The sequence below is a fragment of the Stenotrophomonas sp. CASM114 genome (assembly GCF_049384325.1).
GTDB lineage: Bacteria > Pseudomonadota > Gammaproteobacteria > Xanthomonadales > Xanthomonadaceae > Stenotrophomonas > Stenotrophomonas muris.
On record NZ_JBMRGJ010000002.1, the window covers coordinates 26,058 to 41,861 of the forward strand.

Here is a 15,804-nt window from a genome sequence, read left to right on the forward strand (position 1 = left end):
TGCATGCGCGAAACCAGGACAGGGACTGCGGCGCGGGGCCAGGAATGCAGATGATAAGGCCCTGGGCGCGCAGCGTCAGCGCCGCTTGCCGAAGCGGGCGCGCAGGCCGGGCAGGCTGGCGCTGAAGATCACCAGCAGCGCCAGCGCGATCTCGATCAGCGCCAGCCAGCGCGTCTCCGGGTGGCTCCAGGCGCTCATCACGCCGTGGCTGAACCACCCCAGCGCCAGCACCGAGGCCCAGAAGCCGGCCTTGCGCCAGCCCAGGCGCACGGCGATGGCCAGCGCCAGCGGTGGCGCGGTGAACACCAGCTGGGTGGCCAGCCAGTGCCTGTCATTGATGAACCAGCCTGCGAACAGCGCGGCCAGCCCCATCAGGGCCAACAGCAGGACCGTGCGCGGCGCGCGGTTCATCGGGCCAACCGCTGCGCGATGTCGGCCACCCGGCGCCCCAGCGCGCGCGCCAGCACCGCTTCGTCGTCGGTCGGCTGCGGATCGTCGGCGGCACCGGCCACGTGGCTGGCGCCATAGGGCGTGCCGCCACTGGTGGTGTGGCTCAGCGCCGGTTCGGTGAACGGGATGCCGACGATCACGCAGCCGTGGTGCAGCAGTGGCACCTGCATCGACAGCAGGGTCGATTCCTGGCCGCCGTGCATCGAGGCGGTGGACGTGAACACGCCGGCCGGCTTGCCGGACAGGGTGCCATTGACCCATTCGGCGCCCAGCCCATCCAGGAAGTGCTTGACCGGCGCGGCCATGTTGCCGAAGCGGGTGGGGCTGCCGAGCAGCAGGCCCTGGCAGTCGACCAGGTCCTGCACGCTCACGTAGGGGGCGCCATCGTCGGGTACCGGTGGCTGCGCGGTCTGGGTCACGGCGGCCACCGGCGGCACCGTGCGCAGGCGCGCGGTCATGCCCGGCACTTCGCCGATGCCCCGCGCGATCTGGCGCGCCAGCCGTGCCACCGAACCGCCCCGGCTGTAGTACAGCACCAGAATCTCGCCCATCGTGCCCGCTTCTCCTCGTCGTGTGGCTACCAGTATGGCTATCCTGCCAGCATTCCGCATCGGGTACCCTTCCACCGATGGAACCTTTGGATACGCTCAACCTGTGGATGGAGCGCGCGCGGGATCGCGCACGGGCCATCAGTTTCGGCCGCTTCCTGTGGCATCGCTTCCTCGACGACCGCCTGTTCCAGGCAGCGGCGGCGCTGGCCTACACCACGGTGTTCGCGCTGGTACCGCTGGCGATCGTGGTATTCGGTGTGCTGTCGGCCTTCCCCGTCTTCGACCGCTGGAGCGATCAGCTCAGCGACTACGTATTCTCCAACTTCGTGCCCTCCGCGGCGCGTGCGGCCGAGGGCTACCTGCGGCAGTTCTCGGCCAGTGCCGGCCAGCTGACGGCGGCCGGCTTCATCGCACTGGTGGCCTCACTGCTGATCACGCTCAACAGTGTGGAAGAGACCTTCAACCAGATCTGGCGGGTCGGCTCGACCCGGCCCAAGCTGACCCGCTTCCTGGTCTACTGGACCGTGCTGACCTTGGGCGCGATGCTCGCCGCCGCATCGCTTGCGGTATCGGCGCGGGTGTTCGCGATGCCGTTGTTCGGTACCCAGGAGGGCCGTTGGTTGGCCGAGCTGGCGCTGCGGCTGGCGCCGATCCTGATCGAGTTCGTCTGCATCACGCTGATGTTCCGGGTGGTGCCGCACCACACGGTGAAATGGCGGCATGCCGTGCCCGGCGCGATCCTGGCGGCGGTCATCCTGGAACTGGTGAAGTGGGGCATCGGTGCCTATCTGGGCAGCTTCCAGTCCTACCAGAAACTGTATGGCACGGTGGCGTTCGTGCCGATCCTGCTGCTGTGGATCTACCTGTGCTGGGTGGCGGTGCTGCTGGGGGCGTCGCTGGCTTCTTCGATGGCCGCCTTCCGCTACCAGCCGGTGGAACTGCGCCTGCCGCAGGGGTATGAGTTCTATGGACTGCTGCGCCTGCTTGGCCGCTTCCAGCATGCACGGGCCAAGGGCAAGGGCCTGGCCGATGACGAGATCCTGCGGCTGGAGCCGATGCTGACCGATTCACTGCTGCAGGACCTGATCTGCAACCTGCAGGAGATCGACCTGCTGCGCCGCGACGAGCGGGGCGAGTGGCTGCTGTCGCGTGACCTGGACCAGGTCAGCCTGGCCGATCTGTACGAATGCACCCAGCTGCGCATCCCGGTGGCCGAGCAGCACCTGCCGTACCGTGATGACAGCCTGGGCCGTGCCGCACTGGCGGCGCTGGACGATCTGCGGCTGCCCCTGCGCGAACGCCTGAAGCGCAAGGTCAGTGATATCTATACCGACTCTGGAGACATGCCATGACCCGCAAGACGCCGTTGCCGCTGCTGCTCCCGTTGACCCTGCTGCTGGCCCTGGCGGCCTGCAAGCCGGCCCAGGAGCCGACACCGGCCAGCAGCCAGCCGCCGGCACAGGCGCCGACGCCGACCACTCCGGCACCGGTCGATGAAACCCCGGCCGAGCGCACCACTGCCGAATTCCCGACCTTGAAGATGAAGGCGGTGGATGGCAGCGACTACGATCTGGCCGCGCATCGTGGCAAGTGGGTGGTGGTGAACTTCTGGGCGACCTGGTGCGCCCCGTGCCGCAAGGAGATGCCCGAGCTGTCGGCGCTGCATGCGATGCGCAGCAACATCGAGGTGGTCGGCCTGGCCTATGAGGACATCGAAGTGCCGGAAATGCAGTCGTTCCTGACCAAGCATCCGGTGACCTATCCGATCGTGATCGTGGACCCGTTCGATCCGCCGGCCGACTTCGCCACGCCGCGAGGCCTGCCGTTGACGCATCTGCTGGATCCGCAGGGCAAGCTGGCCCACACCTTCCTTGGCCCGGTGACCGCCGCCGACATCGAAAAGCAGATCGCTGCTGGCAAATAGTGGGGTGGTCGGCAGGGCCTGCGGCCCTGCACCTCGGTACGCGCCATCGCATGCGCGCTGCCGCTCCCACGCTTCGCTGCGCGAACCGCGGGCCCCACTTACCAACACCCAAACCCCCGCCGCTTCGCGGCCGCCCCCTGACTCAGGGGGCTCTGCCCCAGACACGATCCGACGCCCGCCAGGCCAATGGGATTGCCGATGGGGTCAGATCCGCTTTCCGCAGGAAAACGGATCTGACCCCGGTTCCATTTCGATATCTGACAGATGTGTCGACCAAGGTCGACACCTACCAACAGCCGCAGGGATCTGTCAGAGGCGGGGCGGTTGGGTGGGTAGGACACGCCGTAGACCCGTCCATGGGGGCTCGATGTCGCCATCCATGGCACCAACGGTCGTGCCCACCCACCGCGCCGCCATCCCGCGGATGCCCGCTGTTGCTGTTGCCGTTGCCGTTGCGTTGAGCAGGTGCAGGGTGCAACCCTGCCGACCCACCCTATTCTTCGACCGGGAAGTCCTCGATCGGCTTCAGCACATCGTAGTGCTCGCGATGCAGCTTGCCCTTCAGCTTCGGCAGCTCCGGCAACGGCGCATCCACCCGTGTGTCCGGCAACCGGTCCAGCAGGTTGCGCACCAGGGTCAGTCGCCCCAGCCGCTGGTCGTTGAAATCCACCAGCGTCCACGGCGCAGCCTCGCGATGCGTCGCGCGCAGCATCGCCTCGCGGGCTTCGGTATAGGCGCTGTACTTGCTGCGCGATTTCAGGTCGACCGGGGACAGCTTCCAGCCCTTCAGCGGATCGAGGTGGCGTTCGGCGAAGCGCTTCTCCTGCTGCTCCTGGTCCACGCACAGCCAGTACTTGAACAGCAGGATGCCGTCATCCACCAGCAGCTGCTCGAACACCGGTGCCTGGCGCAGGAACTGCTGGTACTCGGTTTCGCTGCAATAGCCCATCACCCGCTCGACGCCTGCGCGGTTGTACCAGCTGCGGTCCATCAGCACGATCTCGCCGGCGGCGGGAAGATGCGAGGCATAGCGCTGGAAATACCACTGCGTGGCTTCGCGGTCGGTAGGCTTGGGCAGTGCTACCACCCGGCATTGGCGTGGATTGAGATGCTGGCTGATGGCCTGGATCGCGCCGCCCTTGCCTGCCGTATCCCGTCCCTCGAACAGCACCAGCAGGCGTTGCCCGCTGAGCTGCACCCAGCGCGCCATCGCGGTCAGTTCCAGCTGCAGCGGCAGCAGCAGTTCGTCGTAGTCCTTGCGCTTGAGCTTGGCCATCGTCACACCACGCGGGGAGGAAGCCCGAGCGTAACGCAGGGGTCGCTCAGGTGTTGTCGACACCTTGCCAGCCGTGTTCACCGGCAAGCCGCTGCAGCAGGGCCGACAGGTCGCGGGCAAACCCGGCCATGTCGAACAGGCCACTGCATTCGCGCGCCTGCACCAGCTCGGCGCGAAGCGAGGCCAGTGCTGCGGGGTCATTGCCCAGTGCGCTGGCGGTGGCGATGAACGCCGCATCATCGGCGACATTCATCCGGGCCAACCCCAGGTGGTGGTTGAGGCTGCCGGCCACGCGCGCGGCGAAGGTGTCGCCCGGGCAGGTCAGCACCGGGCAGCCGGCCCACAGTGCATCGGAGGCGGTGGTGTGCGCGTTGTACGGATGCGTGTCGAGGAACAGGTCGGCCAGTGGGTAGCGGGCCAGGTACTGCGGATGCGGCAGCTTGGCCATGAACACCAGCCGCGCCGGGTCCAGGCCGGCAGCCTGCGCGGCGGTGCGCAGGCGGGCGTCGGCCTGGCCGGGGCCGGACAGCAGCCACAGCACGCTGCCGGGCACGGCCTGCAACACTGCGAAGGCGCGGCCCATGCTGCGCGGGTTGAGCTTGTAGCTGTTGTTGAAGCAGCAGAACACCACGCCGTGCTCGGGCAGCCCGCACTCGGCGCGGGACGGCGACGGCTCCAGCGTGCGGGTGTTGTCCGAGGGCTGGAAGGCCCGCGGAAGGCGCAGGACGCGTTCGCTGAAGTGCGGTTCCAGCGCTGCCGGCAGTACGAATTCGTCGGCGACCACGGCGTCCAGCCATCGCGCGCCCGAGGTGCCGGGGTAGGCCAGCCAGTTCAGCTGCAGCGGGGCTGGGCGCATCGCCAGCACTTCGGGCGCGCCGCCGCCGCCCCAGCCGCGCAGGTCGAACAGCAGGTCGATGCCCTGTGCGCGGATGCGGGCCGCGATGTCGGCATGCCGCAGTGCGGCCACCTCATGCAGCCGGGTCGCGGACTGCAGGCGTTCGCGGATGCCGCTGCCATCGGCGCGGTTCAGCGCGAACAGGTGCAGCTGCAACGCCGGGTCATGACGCAGGTGTTCGAGCAGGGCCACGGTCAGCAGCCCGGTGGGATGGGCGCCGAAGCCATTGGAAAGGAAGCCGACGCGCAACGGGCCGCGCGCGCGTACCGTCACTGCCGGCAAGGGCCGGACCGAGGCGGCGATCAGTGCGGCGCGCGCACGTGCACAGGCCAACTGCTCGCCCGCGCTGGCGTCTTCGCTGAGGAAGGCGAAGGGTTCCACCGCACCGTGGCCGGCGGCGAGCGCGGCGCGTACCTGCGCAGCCAGCGTGTCCACGTCCTGCCAGTCGCACAGGCGGCGCTGCCACGCCAGGCGCTGCGCGGCGATGTAGGGTTCATCCGGCATCAGCGCATGCGCGCGGCGATAGGCTGCTGCTGCGCCTTCGGCATCGTCGGCGTCTTCCAGCGCATGGCCCAGCCACAGCGCGATGCCCGGGTGCTGCGGGGCCAATGCCGAGGCCTGGCCAAGCAGCTTGGCCGCATCGCCATGTGCACCGGCCATCCACGCCACGCGGCCCAGCCGTGCCAGCGCTTCGGGGTGATTCGGGCGCAGCTGCAGCGCACGTCGCGCGGCCTGTTCGCCGGCAGCGATGTCGCCGGCTTCCAGTTCCACGTCGGCCAGCATCACCCAGGCGACGAAGTCGTCGGGCTGGCGAGCGATCGCTTGCTGCAGTTGCTGTCGCTGCTGCCAGGCCGACATCGTGCTCAGCCCGCCGAAAGCTGGGCCAGGGCGTCGACCTGGTGTTCGTGGCTGAGCCGCTGCAGCAGCGGGTCGAGGTCGCCGGCGAGGATGTTGGGCAGGTCGTACAGGGTCAGGCCTTCCACGCGGTGGTCGGTGATCCGGCCCTGCGGGAAGTTGTAGGTGCGGATGCGCTGGCTGCGGTCGCCGCTGCCGACCTGCAGGCGCCGCGATTCGGCCTGCGCGGCGTCCTGGCGCTGGCGCTCGGCATCGAGCAGCTGCGCCTTCAGGCGCTTCATCGCCTTGTCGCGGTTGGCGTGCTGGCTGCGCTCGGTCTGGCACTCCACCACCACGCCGGTCGGCACGTGGGTGATGCGGATGGCCGATTCGGTCTTGTTGACGTGCTGGCCGCCGGCACCGGACGAGCGGAACGTATCCACCTTCAGGTCGGCCGGGTTGATGACGATGTCATCGACCTCGTCGGCCTCGGGAATGATCGCCACGGTGGCCGCCGAAGTGTGGATGCGGCCCTGCGATTCGGTGGCCGGCACGCGCTGCACGCGATGCGTGCCCGATTCGAACTTCAGGCGCGAGAACGCACCACGGCCGACCACGCGCGCTACTACTTCCTTGTAGCCGCCATGCTCACCGGGGTTGTCCGATTCGATCTCGACCTTCCAGCCCTGGCGCTCGGCATAGCGGGCGTACATGCGGAACAGATCGCCGGCGAAGATCGCGGCTTCATCGCCGCCAGTGCCGGCGCGTACTTCCAGGAACAGGTTGCCTTCGTCGCGCGGATCGCGTGGTACCAGCAGCAGGGCCAGTTCTTGTTCCAGTTCCTGCAGGCGCGCCTGCGCCGCGGCGATTTCCTCGTCTGCCAGTTCACGCAGGTCGGGGTCGGCGCGCATGCCTTCGGCGGCGGCCAGGTCGGCCTTGGCACGGGCTTCCTCGGCGAGCGCGGCAGCGACCGGTTCAAGTTGGGCGAATTCGCGCGAAAGGTCGCGGAAACGGGTGTTGTCGGCGACCACATCGGGTTCGGCGAGCAGGCGTTCCAGTTCTTCGCGGCGCTCGGCCAGCGCTTCCAGCTTACGGCGCAGGGTCGGCGTCATCGGGTCTCACGGGTGGGTGGCGGTAACCCGGCGTGGCCGGGAACAGGCGCTCGGCGGCGCGGGTCAGGTCGGCATCGCCACTCAGCGCGGCCGCGCGCAGAGCGGCGGTCGGCGGATGCAGCAGGCGGTTGGTCAGGCCATGGGCCAGCAGTTCCAGCACTTCGTCGGCGGGCTTGCCGTTGGCCAGCTGCTGCCGTGCGCGCTCCAGCAGTTCGGCGCGGGTCGCTTCGCCGAACGCACGCAGCTGCCGCAGCGGTGCCTGGTGGGCGCTGGCCTGCTGGGTCTCGATGAAACGCGACACCTGCAGGTCGATGATCGCCTCGGCCTCGGCGGCGGCCTCGCGGCGGCCACGACGGTTGTCTTCCACCGCGCGTTCCAGGTCATCGACGGTGTAGAGGAAGGCGTCGTTGAGCGTGCCGACCTCGGCTTCGATGTCGCGCGGCACGGCCAGGTCGAACAGCAGCATCGGCTTGTGCCGGCGCGCGCGCAGTGCCTTGGCCACCATCTCGCGATGGATCACAGGTTCGCGCGCGGCGGTGGCCGAGAACACGATGTCGGCCTCGCCGAGATGGCGGTCCAGTTCGGTCAGCGGCAGGGCCACGCCGCCATGGCGGCTGGCCAGTTCCTGCGCGTGGGCGAGGGTGCGGTTGGCGATCAGCAGCCGCCGCACCTTGCCCTCACTCAGGTGGCGTGCAGCCAGCTCGATGGTCTCGCCGGCACCGACCAGCAGCACGGTGGAGTCATCCAGGCGCGCGAAGGCGTTCTGCGCCAGGCGCACCGCCGCCGAGGCCACCGACACCGGGTTGGCGCCGACCTGGGTATCGGTGCGCGCACGCTTGGCTACCGAGAAGGTCTGCTGGAACAGGCGGTCCAGGCGCTGGCCGAGCAGGCCGTGGTCACGCGCGGTCGACCAGGCATCCTTTACCTGGCCGAGGATCTGCGGTTCGCCCAGCACCATCGAGTCCAGCCCGGTGGCGACCCGGAACAGGTGGCGCACGGCCTCGGCATCGGCATGCTGGTACAGGTAGCCCTGCAGGTCGCCTGCCTGGCTGTGCAGCCACTGGTCCAGCGCCTGTGCCGACTCGGCCACGGCATACAGTTCGGTGCGGTTGCAGGTGGACAGCAGCACTGCCTCGGCGATCTGCGGGGTATCGCGCAGCGAGCCCAGCGCACGCGGCAACGCCTCACCGGCGAAGGCCGCGCGCTCGCGCAGCTCCACCGGTGCGGTCTGGTGATTCAGTCCGAGCACCCACAGGGTCATTGTTCAGTTGCTTGCGATAAGCTGCTGGCCATTGGACGACATTTTAAGGCCCCGATGCCGACGATGCCCGCATTGATTCGCATCCCCAGTGTTCTGCTGCTGTCCCTGGCCTGCGCCCAGGCCCTGGCGGCGGTGCCGGCCAAGGCCCCCGTGCGGGCCGCGGCCACTGAGGAACTGGCGCTGGAACCGGTGATGGCCGGTGAGTTCGCCCTGCAGGCCGGCAAGCTGGCCGAGGCCGCGCGCTGGTACCTGCAGGCCGCGCAGCAGACCGACGGCGACGCCGGCCTGGCCGAGCGCGCGACCCGTATCTCCATGCTGGCCAACGATGATGCCAGCGCCGCCAAGGGCCTGGCCCTGTGGCAGCAGCGCGCCCCGCGCTCGTTGACCATGCGCAGCGCCGCCGGTGCGCTGGCCATGCGCCAGGGCGATGTGAAGGCTGCCCGCACCGAGCTGCAGGCGCTGCTGGCCGACCCCGACGAGCGCGGCTGGAAGTTCGCCCTGGCCGCGCTGATCGGCGGTGGCCGCGACCCGGCGGTGCCGGCGCAGGTGCTCGGCGAGCTGGTCGATGCCAATGCGATTCCGCCGAAGATCGAGGCCTGGCAGGAGTTCGGTCGCCTGGCCCTGCGCATGGACAAGCCCGAGCTGGCGCGGCGCATGATCGATGAAGTGGTCAAGCGCTTCCCGGAAGAACCGCGCGTAGCGTTGCTGCGTGCCAGCCAGCTGCAGCAGGCGGGCGAGACCGACAAGGCATTGTCGCTGCTGCACGACGTCGAGCCGAAGACCCGCCAGGACCCCGAGCTGCGCAATGCGGTGGCCATCGCCTACGACAGCCTGGGCCAGCCGGCTGCGGCCGAGCGCGTGTTGGCGTTCGGCCCGCAGGACGTACAGACCTGGGGCATGCGCGCCTCGCTGCTGGCCAAGCAGGGCGACAAGGCAGCGCTGTCCAACCTCTACAACGAGCTGTCGCGGCAGGCGGCCAAGCCGGATCCGGCGCAGCGCCTGTTGCTGGGCAAGATCGCCGAATACCTTAAGCGTTACCCCGAGGCGGTGCAGTGGTACCACAGCGTGCCCGGTGGCGATGAGCTGAGCGAAGCGCGCCTGCGCGCGGCCAATGCCCAGGCCCTGGCCGGGCGCCTGCCGCTGGCGCTGGAGGAAGTGCACGCGATCCAGTCCGACGCGGTGGTCGACGACGATGTGCGCCGTGACGCCTACCTGCTGGAAGCCGAACTGCGCCAGCGTGGTGACGACAGCGCCGGTGAACTGGATGCGCTGGCCCGCGGCCTGGCCGCCTACCCGGACGACAACGGCCTGCTGTACGCACGTGCGCTCACCTGGGAGCGCCGCGACGACATCCCGCGCGCCGAGGCCGACCTGCGCAAGATCCTGGTGACCGACCCGGAAAACGTGCCGGCGCTGAACGCGCTGGGCTACACCCTGGCCGATCGCACCGGCCGCCTGCAGGAAGCGCTGGAGCTGATCGACCGCGCCCGCGTGGCCGAGCCGGACAACGCCGCCATCGTCGACAGCTATGGCTGGGTGCTGTATCGCCTGGGCCGCAAGGAAGAGGCACTGGTACAGCTGCGCCGGGCCTGGACCCTGGCCAAGGACCCGGAGATCGCTTCCCACGTCGGCGAAGTGCTGTGGGTGCTGGGCAAGCATGACGAGGCCCGCCACTTCTTCGACGAAGCGGCCAAGCTCGACCCTGAAAACCGCGCGCTGCTGCGCGCCCGTGAGAAATTCAATCCATGAGTGGTTCCCTGATCCGGCCGCTGTTGTTGGCGGTCGTGACCCTGGCGGTGAGCGCCTGTACCAGTGTCGGCACGCAGAAGACCCCGGCGCCAGCGGTGGTCGAGATTGTTTCGGCTGAAGCGGCGCAGGCCGAGGCAGCGCGCGTGGCCGCGCTGCAGGCACAGCCGGACTGGGCCTTCCAGGGGCGGGTGGCGGTCAGCAAGGGCAAGGACGGCGGCAGCGGTCGCATCGACTGGAAGCAGGACGGCCGCCGCTACGTGGTCGAACTGAGCGCGCCGGTGACCCGGCAGAGCTGGAAGCTGACCGGCGACACCCATTCCGAAGCCGGTCGCCTGGAAGGGCTGTCCGGCGGTCCGCGCGATGGCGAGGACGCCCAGCAGCTGCTGCTGGAAGCGACTGGCTGGGACATCCCGGTCAATCAGCTGCCGGAGTGGATCCGCGGCCTGGTGGCCGGGGATGCTGCCGGTCCGGAAAAGGTCGAGCGCGACGGTGAAGGCCGGCCGCGCCGCATGCAGCAGATGGGCTGGCAGGTGCAGTACCTGGACTGGTACCCGGCCGACGCCGGACGACCGGCGCTGCCGCGACGGATCGAGGCCAGCAATGGCGACGCCAAGGTGCGCCTGCTGGTGGACCAGTGGGGGCAGGGCACGCCATGAGCGCCGGGCGCGACGACGCGGGCTGGTCCTGGTGGCCGGCCCCGGCCAAGCTGAACCTGTTCCTGCACATCACTGGCCGCCGGGCCGACGGCTACCACGAGCTGCAGACCGTATTCCGCCTGCTGGACTGGGGGGACCGCATCGGCCTGCGCCTGCGTGAAGACGGTCAGGTGCGTCGGCAGGGCGAGGGCCTGGCCGGCGTGGCCGAGGCCGATGACCTGGCGGTGCGGGCCGCGCGCCTGCTCCAGAATGAGGCGAAGGGCGCGCAAGGTGCTGACATCATCGTCGAAAAGCACGTTCCTGCCGGTGGTGGCTTCGGCGGCGGTTCGTCCGACGCGGCCACCGTGCTGGTGGTGCTGAATCGGCTCTGGCGCGCCGGCCTGGACGAGGATGCCCTGGCCGCGCTGGCCCTGCGCCTGGGCGCCGACGTGCCGGTGTTCGTGCGTGGCCACAACGCCTGGGCCGAAGGGGTGGGCGAGCGCCTGCAGCCGATCACGCTGGCGCCGGCCTGGTATGTGGTGGTTGAACCGGGTGTTCATGTTCCTACGCCGGTCCTGTTTGCAGACCCGGATTTGACGCGCGACAGCCCAGTGGCGAAAATAGAGGACTTCGCTTCCGGGACCCTGGTCGGGAACGCGTTCGAACCGGTGCTGCGCCGCCGTGAGCCTGCCGTCGATGCAGCGCTTGCCGCGTTGAGCGACATCGGCGCGGCGCGGCTGACCGGTTCGGGAAGTGGTTGTTTCGTCGAGTTCGCATCGCAGGCTGCTGCAGAGCAGGGGCGGTCGAAGTTGCCGAAGGAGTTGCGGGCAAGGGTGGCAGCGGGCGTTGCGCGTTCGCCACTGCTGGATGCACTCGAGCAACACTGATTTATCAATGCAGGGGCGTCGCCAAGAGGCCCAAGGCACCAGGTTTTGATCCTGGCATTCGTAGGTTCGAATCCTACCGCCCCTGCCAATAGCGGCTGTGTCCGCGCCTTCCAGCGCATCGCCCGCGCGGGACGTGGAAACAACCGCGGTGTTGTCAGCAGCAAGGGTCCATCGGGGTCCTTGCCGACTCCGGATCCCCGCCACTCGTCCCCGCCCGAGACAATCATGATGCAAGAGTCCCCGAACCTGCTGGTCTTTTCCGGCAACGCCAACAAACGTCTGGCGCAGAACATCTGCAAGGAACTGGGGGTCCGCCCGGGCAAGGCGTTGGTGTCGCACTTCTCCGATGGTGAAGTGCAGGTGGAAATCGAAGAGAACGTCCGCAAGCAGGACGTGTTCGTGATCCAGCCGACCTGCGCGCCGAGCGCGGAAAACCTGATGGAACTGCTGGTGCTGATCGACGCGCTCAAGCGCGCATCGGTGGCCAGCGTGACCGCCGTGGTGCCGTACTTCGGCTACTCGCGCCAGGACCGCCGCATGCGTTCCTCGCGCGTGCCGATCACCGCCAAGCTGGCGGCCAAGATGTTCAGCACCGCTGGCGCTGATCGCGTGCTGACCGTCGACCTGCACGCCGACCAGATCCAGGGCTTCTTCGATATTCCGGTGGACAACGTGTATGCGTCCCCGCTGCTGCTGGCCGACATCTGGCGCGCCTACGGCACCGAGAACCTGATTGTTGTCTCGCCGGACGTGGGCGGCGTGGTCCGCGCCCGTGCGGTGGCCAAGCGCCTGGATGACGCCGACCTGGCGATCATCGACAAGCGCCGCCCGCGCGCCAACGTCTCCACCGTGATGAACATCATCGGTGACGTCGAAGGCAAGACCTGCGTGATGGTCGATGACATCGTCGATACCGCCGGCACCCTGTGCGCCGCTGCCGCTGCCCTGAAGGCGCGCGGTGCGCTCAAGGTCGCCGCCTACTGCACCCACGCGGTGCTGTCGGGCCCGGCGGTGGACAACATCACCAATTCCCAGCTCGACGAGCTGGTGGTGACCGACACCATCCCGCTGAAGGACGCAGCGCGGGTGTGCAGCAAGATCCGCCAGCTGAGCGTGGCGGAAATGCTGGCCGAAACGATGCGCCGCATCGCCTTCGGCGAGTCGGTCAGCTCGCTGTACGTCGACTGAGTTTTCGTCCCTGCCGGCAACGGCGGGGACATACCCGGATGCTTCTGGTCGCGGAAGCATCTTCAACCGCCACGCCGCAGGGCGCGGCAACAACCTGAGTAGTCGAAAATGTCGAAGACCCATGAAATCAAGGTCACCAAGCGTGAACTGCAGCGTAAGGGTGCGAGCCGCCGCCTGCGTCACGCTGGTGTGATCCCGGCCATCGTGTACGGCGGCAACGCCGAGCCGGTCGCCATCAGCCTGGACCACAACGAAATCTGGCTGGCCCAGCAGAACGAGTGGTTCTATGCCTCGATCCTGGACCTGAACCTGGATGGCCAGGTGCAGAAGGTCCTGCTGCGTGACATGCAGCGCCACCCGTACAAGCAGCTGATCATGCACCTGGACTTCCAGCGCGTGAACGAGAACGAAGCCCTGACCGCTTCGGTCCCGCTGCACTTCGTCAACGAAGACACCTCGCCGGCCGGCAAGGCTGCCGACGTCGTGGTCACCCACGAACTGAAGGAAGTGACCATCACCTGCCTGCCGAAGGACCTGCCGGAGTCGATCGAAGTCGACCTGGGCGAGCTGAAGGCCGGTGACGTCGTGTACCTGTCCAACATCAAGCTGCCGAAGGGCGTGGAAATCCCGGCGCTGGCGCTGGGCAAGGACCACGACGACGCCATCGTCACCGCCAAGGCCGGCAAGGCCGACGAGGCTGACGAAGAAGCGGCTGCCGCCGAGTAATACCGTTACGGTGCCTGCCTCCGGGCAGGCACCGTACTGGAAGGAACCATGGCAGGACTGCGACTGATCGTCGGTCTGGGCAATCCCGGATCGGAACACGCCCGGACCCGGCACAATGCCGGGTTTCATTTCGTTGAGGCCCTGGCGGAAAAAGCCGGTGCGCGATGGAATGTGGACAGCAAGCTGTTCGGCGAGACCGCCAAGGTCGAGATCGCCGGGCAGACGGTGTGGCTGCTCAAGCCCGCCACCTTCATGAACCTCAGCGGCAAGTCGGTCACCGCCGCGCAGCGGTTCTGGAAGATCGAGCCGGAGGAAACCCTGCTGGCGCACGACGAGCTGGACCTGCCGCCCGGTGCGGCGCGACTGAAGTTCGACGGTGGCCACGGCGGCCAGAACGGCCTGCGCGATACCATCCGCCTGCTCGGCCACGGCAAGTTCCATCGCCTGCGTGTGGGCATCGGCCACCCCGGCCACAAGGACCGCGTGGTGGGTTGGGTGCTGGGGCGCCCGTCCAAGGAGGATGACGTGCTGATCGCACGCGCCATCGACGATGCGATCGACGTGCTGCCGCTGGCGGTGCAGGGCGATTTCAACGAAGCGATGAAGCGGCTGCACACCCCGAAATAGCCGGTAGGTACCGACCGTTGGTCGGTACGGAACCAACCAGAGCGGTAGGTATCGACCGCTGGTCGATACGGAACCAACCAGACCGGTAGGTATCGACCGCTGGTCGATACGGAGCCAACCAGAGCGGTAGGTATCGACCGTTGGTCGATACGGAGCCAACCAGAGCGGTAGGTATCGACCGCTGGTCGATATGGAGAATGATTGGAAAAGCAGCGCCCAGGCCGCTGTTTCCCCAATCACTTTCACCCCAGAGAGCTGTCACCCATGGGTATCAAATGCGGCATCGTCGGCCTGCCCAACGTCGGCAAGTCGACCCTGTTCAATGCGCTGACCAAGGCGGGCATCGCCGCGGCGAACTTCCCGTTCTGCACCATCGAACCGAACGTCGGCATCGTGCCGGTGCCGGATCCGCGCCTGAACGAGCTGGCGGGCATCATCAACCCGCAGAAGGTCATCCCGACCGCGGTCGAGTTCGTCGACATCGCCGGCCTGGTCGCCGGTGCCGCCAGCGGTGAGGGCCTGGGCAACAAGTTCCTGGCGCACATCCGCGAAGTCGATGCGATCACCCACGTGGTGCGCTGCTTCGAGCACGGTGACATCGTGCACGTGGCCGGCAAGGTCGACCCGATCTCGGACATCGAAACCATCGACACCGAACTGGCGCTGGCCGACCTGGACAGTGTCGAGAAGGCGCTGAACCGTGCCGAGCGTGCGGCCAAGGGCGGCGACAAGGATGCGGCGGCGCGCAAGCCGGTGCTGGCCAAGTTGCAGGCTGCACTGTCGGAGGGCAAGGCTGGGCGCTCGGCCGGGCTGGACGAGGAAGAGAAGGCGCTGGTGCGCGACCTGTTCCTGCTGACCCTGAAGCCGGTGATGTACATCGCCAACGTGCTGGAAGACGGTTTCGACAACAACCCGCACCTGGAAGCCGTGCGTGCGCATGCTGCCGCCGAAGGCGCGCAGGTGGTGCCGGTGTCGGCCGCGATCGAAGAAGAGCTGTCCCAGCTCGACGACGAAGACCGCGATACCTTCCTGGCAGACCTGGGCCTGAGCGAGCCGGGCCTGAACCGCGTGATCAACGCGGCCTACAGCCTGCTCGGCCTGCAGACCTACTTCACCGCCGGCGTGAAGGAAGTCCGTGCGTGGACCGTGCGCAAGGGCGCCACCGCCCCGCAGGCCGCGGCGGTCATCCACACCGACTTCGAGAAGGGCTTCATCCGCGCTGAAACCATCGCGTATGACGACTTCATCAAGTACAAGGGCGAAGCCGGCGCGAAGGAAGCCGGCCGCCTGCGCCTGGAAGGCAAGGAGTACCGCGTGCAGGAAGGCGACATCCTGCACTTCCGCTTCAACGTCTGATCCTGCGGCATCGGATCGACCCCGGACGCCCCGCCCTGTGCGGGGCGTTCGCGTTTCCGGTGATGGACAAAAAAACACCAGGCTGCGAAACGCTTGCGGTGTGACGTTCGCCGGTACTTGTCCACAGAAAACTCCCATCGCTTTCCACGTCGGGTGTGGAAAACCCCGCGCGCCTCTGTAGAGCCGAGCCTGCGCTCGGCTCAGGTTGGCATCAGCCAAGCATGGGCTCGGCTCTACGAGGCTTGGCGGTGCGGTGTGGACAAATTTTCACCACGCTTCGAAACGCCTGCGCTGCAATGCTCACAACTACTTGTCCACACCTAGTTCCCATCG

At 68.0% G+C, this 15,804-nt stretch carries 15 protein-coding genes and 1 tRNA gene; 10 read left to right on the forward strand and 6 right to left on the reverse strand.

The genetic code is table 11. The features are described 5' to 3' along the window. Window positions 1-75 precede the first annotated feature (75 nt). Both VG566_RS02640 and wrbA read right to left on the reverse strand, forming a co-directional pair. The gene (locus tag VG566_RS02640) at window positions 76-411 is read right to left on the reverse strand and encodes a DUF2069 domain-containing protein (protein ID WP_014646024.1); all 336 of its coding nucleotides are present in this window, start codon (window positions 409-411) and stop codon (window positions 76-78) included. Further along, window positions 408-1,001 (reverse strand): NAD(P)H:quinone oxidoreductase, encoded by a 594-nt coding sequence (wrbA, locus tag VG566_RS02645; RefSeq protein ID WP_014646025.1) that lies wholly within the window; start codon window positions 999-1,001, stop codon window positions 408-410. Before wrbA ends, VG566_RS02640 begins: the two co-directional genes overlap by 4 nt. Before the next feature lie 77 nt (window positions 1,002-1,078). On the opposite strand from wrbA, the gene VG566_RS02650 reads away from it, so the two are divergent. Together VG566_RS02650 and VG566_RS02655 are read left to right on the forward strand one after the other, a co-directional pair. Beyond that, on the forward strand, window positions 1,079-2,353 hold the full coding sequence (locus VG566_RS02650; RefSeq protein ID WP_032956948.1) for a YihY family inner membrane protein: 1,275 nt from the start codon (window positions 1,079-1,081) through the stop codon (window positions 2,351-2,353). Next, window positions 2,350-2,925 carry a TlpA family protein disulfide reductase gene (locus VG566_RS02655; protein ID WP_049408756.1) on the forward strand — a complete coding sequence of 192 codons (576 nt, stop codon included), beginning with the start codon at window positions 2,350-2,352 and terminating at the stop codon, window positions 2,923-2,925. Before VG566_RS02650 ends, VG566_RS02655 begins: the two co-directional genes overlap by 4 nt. 493 nt (window positions 2,926-3,418) lie before the next feature. Here VG566_RS02655 and ppk2 read toward each other — a convergent pair whose 3' ends face one another. The 4 genes from ppk2 to hemA are packed head-to-tail and all read right to left on the reverse strand — an operon-like array spanning window position 3,419 to window position 8,303. Continuing rightward, window positions 3,419-4,201, reverse strand: a complete 783-nt coding sequence (gene ppk2, locus VG566_RS02660) for a polyphosphate kinase 2 (protein WP_049406807.1) — start codon at window positions 4,199-4,201, stop codon at window positions 3,419-3,421. Between the two features lie 46 nt (window positions 4,202-4,247). Then, window positions 4,248-5,954, reverse strand: a complete 1,707-nt coding sequence (locus VG566_RS02665; RefSeq protein ID WP_053495027.1) for a tetratricopeptide repeat protein — start codon at window positions 5,952-5,954, stop codon at window positions 4,248-4,250. Between the two features lie 5 nt (window positions 5,955-5,959). After that, a complete protein-coding gene (gene prfA / locus VG566_RS02670; protein WP_014646030.1) occupies window positions 5,960-7,042 on the reverse strand; it encodes a peptide chain release factor 1 in 1,083 nt (360 codons plus the stop codon). Beyond that, on the reverse strand, window positions 7,020-8,303 hold the full coding sequence (hemA, locus tag VG566_RS02675) for a glutamyl-tRNA reductase (protein WP_014646031.1): 1,284 nt from the start codon (window positions 8,301-8,303) through the stop codon (window positions 7,020-7,022). The genes prfA and hemA overlap by 23 nt, the downstream gene beginning before the upstream one ends. 63 nt (window positions 8,304-8,366) lie before the next feature. Here hemA and VG566_RS02680 point away from each other — a divergent pair, with 63 nt between their 5' ends. The 8 genes from VG566_RS02680 to ychF all read left to right on the forward strand — a co-directional run bounded on the left by VG566_RS02680 (window position 8,367) and on the right by ychF (window position 15,471). After that, entirely contained in the window at window positions 8,367-10,052 is a 1,686-nt protein-coding gene (locus tag VG566_RS02680) for a tetratricopeptide repeat protein (protein WP_173390336.1), read from the forward strand. Further along, on the forward strand, window positions 10,049-10,708 hold the full coding sequence (gene lolB / locus VG566_RS02685; RefSeq protein WP_053495025.1) for a lipoprotein insertase outer membrane protein LolB: 660 nt from the start codon (window positions 10,049-10,051) through the stop codon (window positions 10,706-10,708). Before VG566_RS02680 ends, lolB begins: the two co-directional genes overlap by 4 nt. Next, window positions 10,705-11,574 carry a 4-(cytidine 5'-diphospho)-2-C-methyl-D-erythritol kinase gene (ispE, locus tag VG566_RS02690; protein ID WP_241884048.1) on the forward strand — a complete coding sequence of 290 codons (870 nt, stop codon included), beginning with the start codon at window positions 10,705-10,707 and terminating at the stop codon, window positions 11,572-11,574. The genes lolB and ispE overlap by 4 nt, the downstream gene beginning before the upstream one ends. A gap of 11 nt (window positions 11,575-11,585) precedes the next feature. After that, window positions 11,586-11,662, forward strand: a tRNA-Gln gene (locus VG566_RS02695). Window positions 11,663-11,802: 140 nt separating this feature from the next. Then, window positions 11,803-12,762: a ribose-phosphate diphosphokinase gene (locus VG566_RS02700; protein WP_005415400.1), complete on the forward strand. Its 960-nt coding sequence runs from the start codon at window positions 11,803-11,805 to the stop codon at window positions 12,760-12,762. Window positions 12,763-12,870: 108 nt separating this feature from the next. Further along, window positions 12,871-13,488: a 50S ribosomal protein L25/general stress protein Ctc gene (locus VG566_RS02705; protein ID WP_010481743.1), complete on the forward strand. Its 618-nt coding sequence runs from the start codon at window positions 12,871-12,873 to the stop codon at window positions 13,486-13,488. Window positions 13,489-13,536: 48 nt separating this feature from the next. Then, a complete protein-coding gene (gene pth / locus VG566_RS02710) occupies window positions 13,537-14,115 on the forward strand; it encodes an aminoacyl-tRNA hydrolase (RefSeq protein WP_049416981.1) in 579 nt (192 codons plus the stop codon). Window positions 14,116-14,379: 264 nt separating this feature from the next. Beyond that, window positions 14,380-15,471, forward strand: a complete 1,092-nt coding sequence (ychF, locus tag VG566_RS02715) for a redox-regulated ATPase YchF (protein ID WP_014646036.1) — start codon at window positions 14,380-14,382, stop codon at window positions 15,469-15,471. Window positions 15,472-15,804 lie beyond the last annotated feature (333 nt).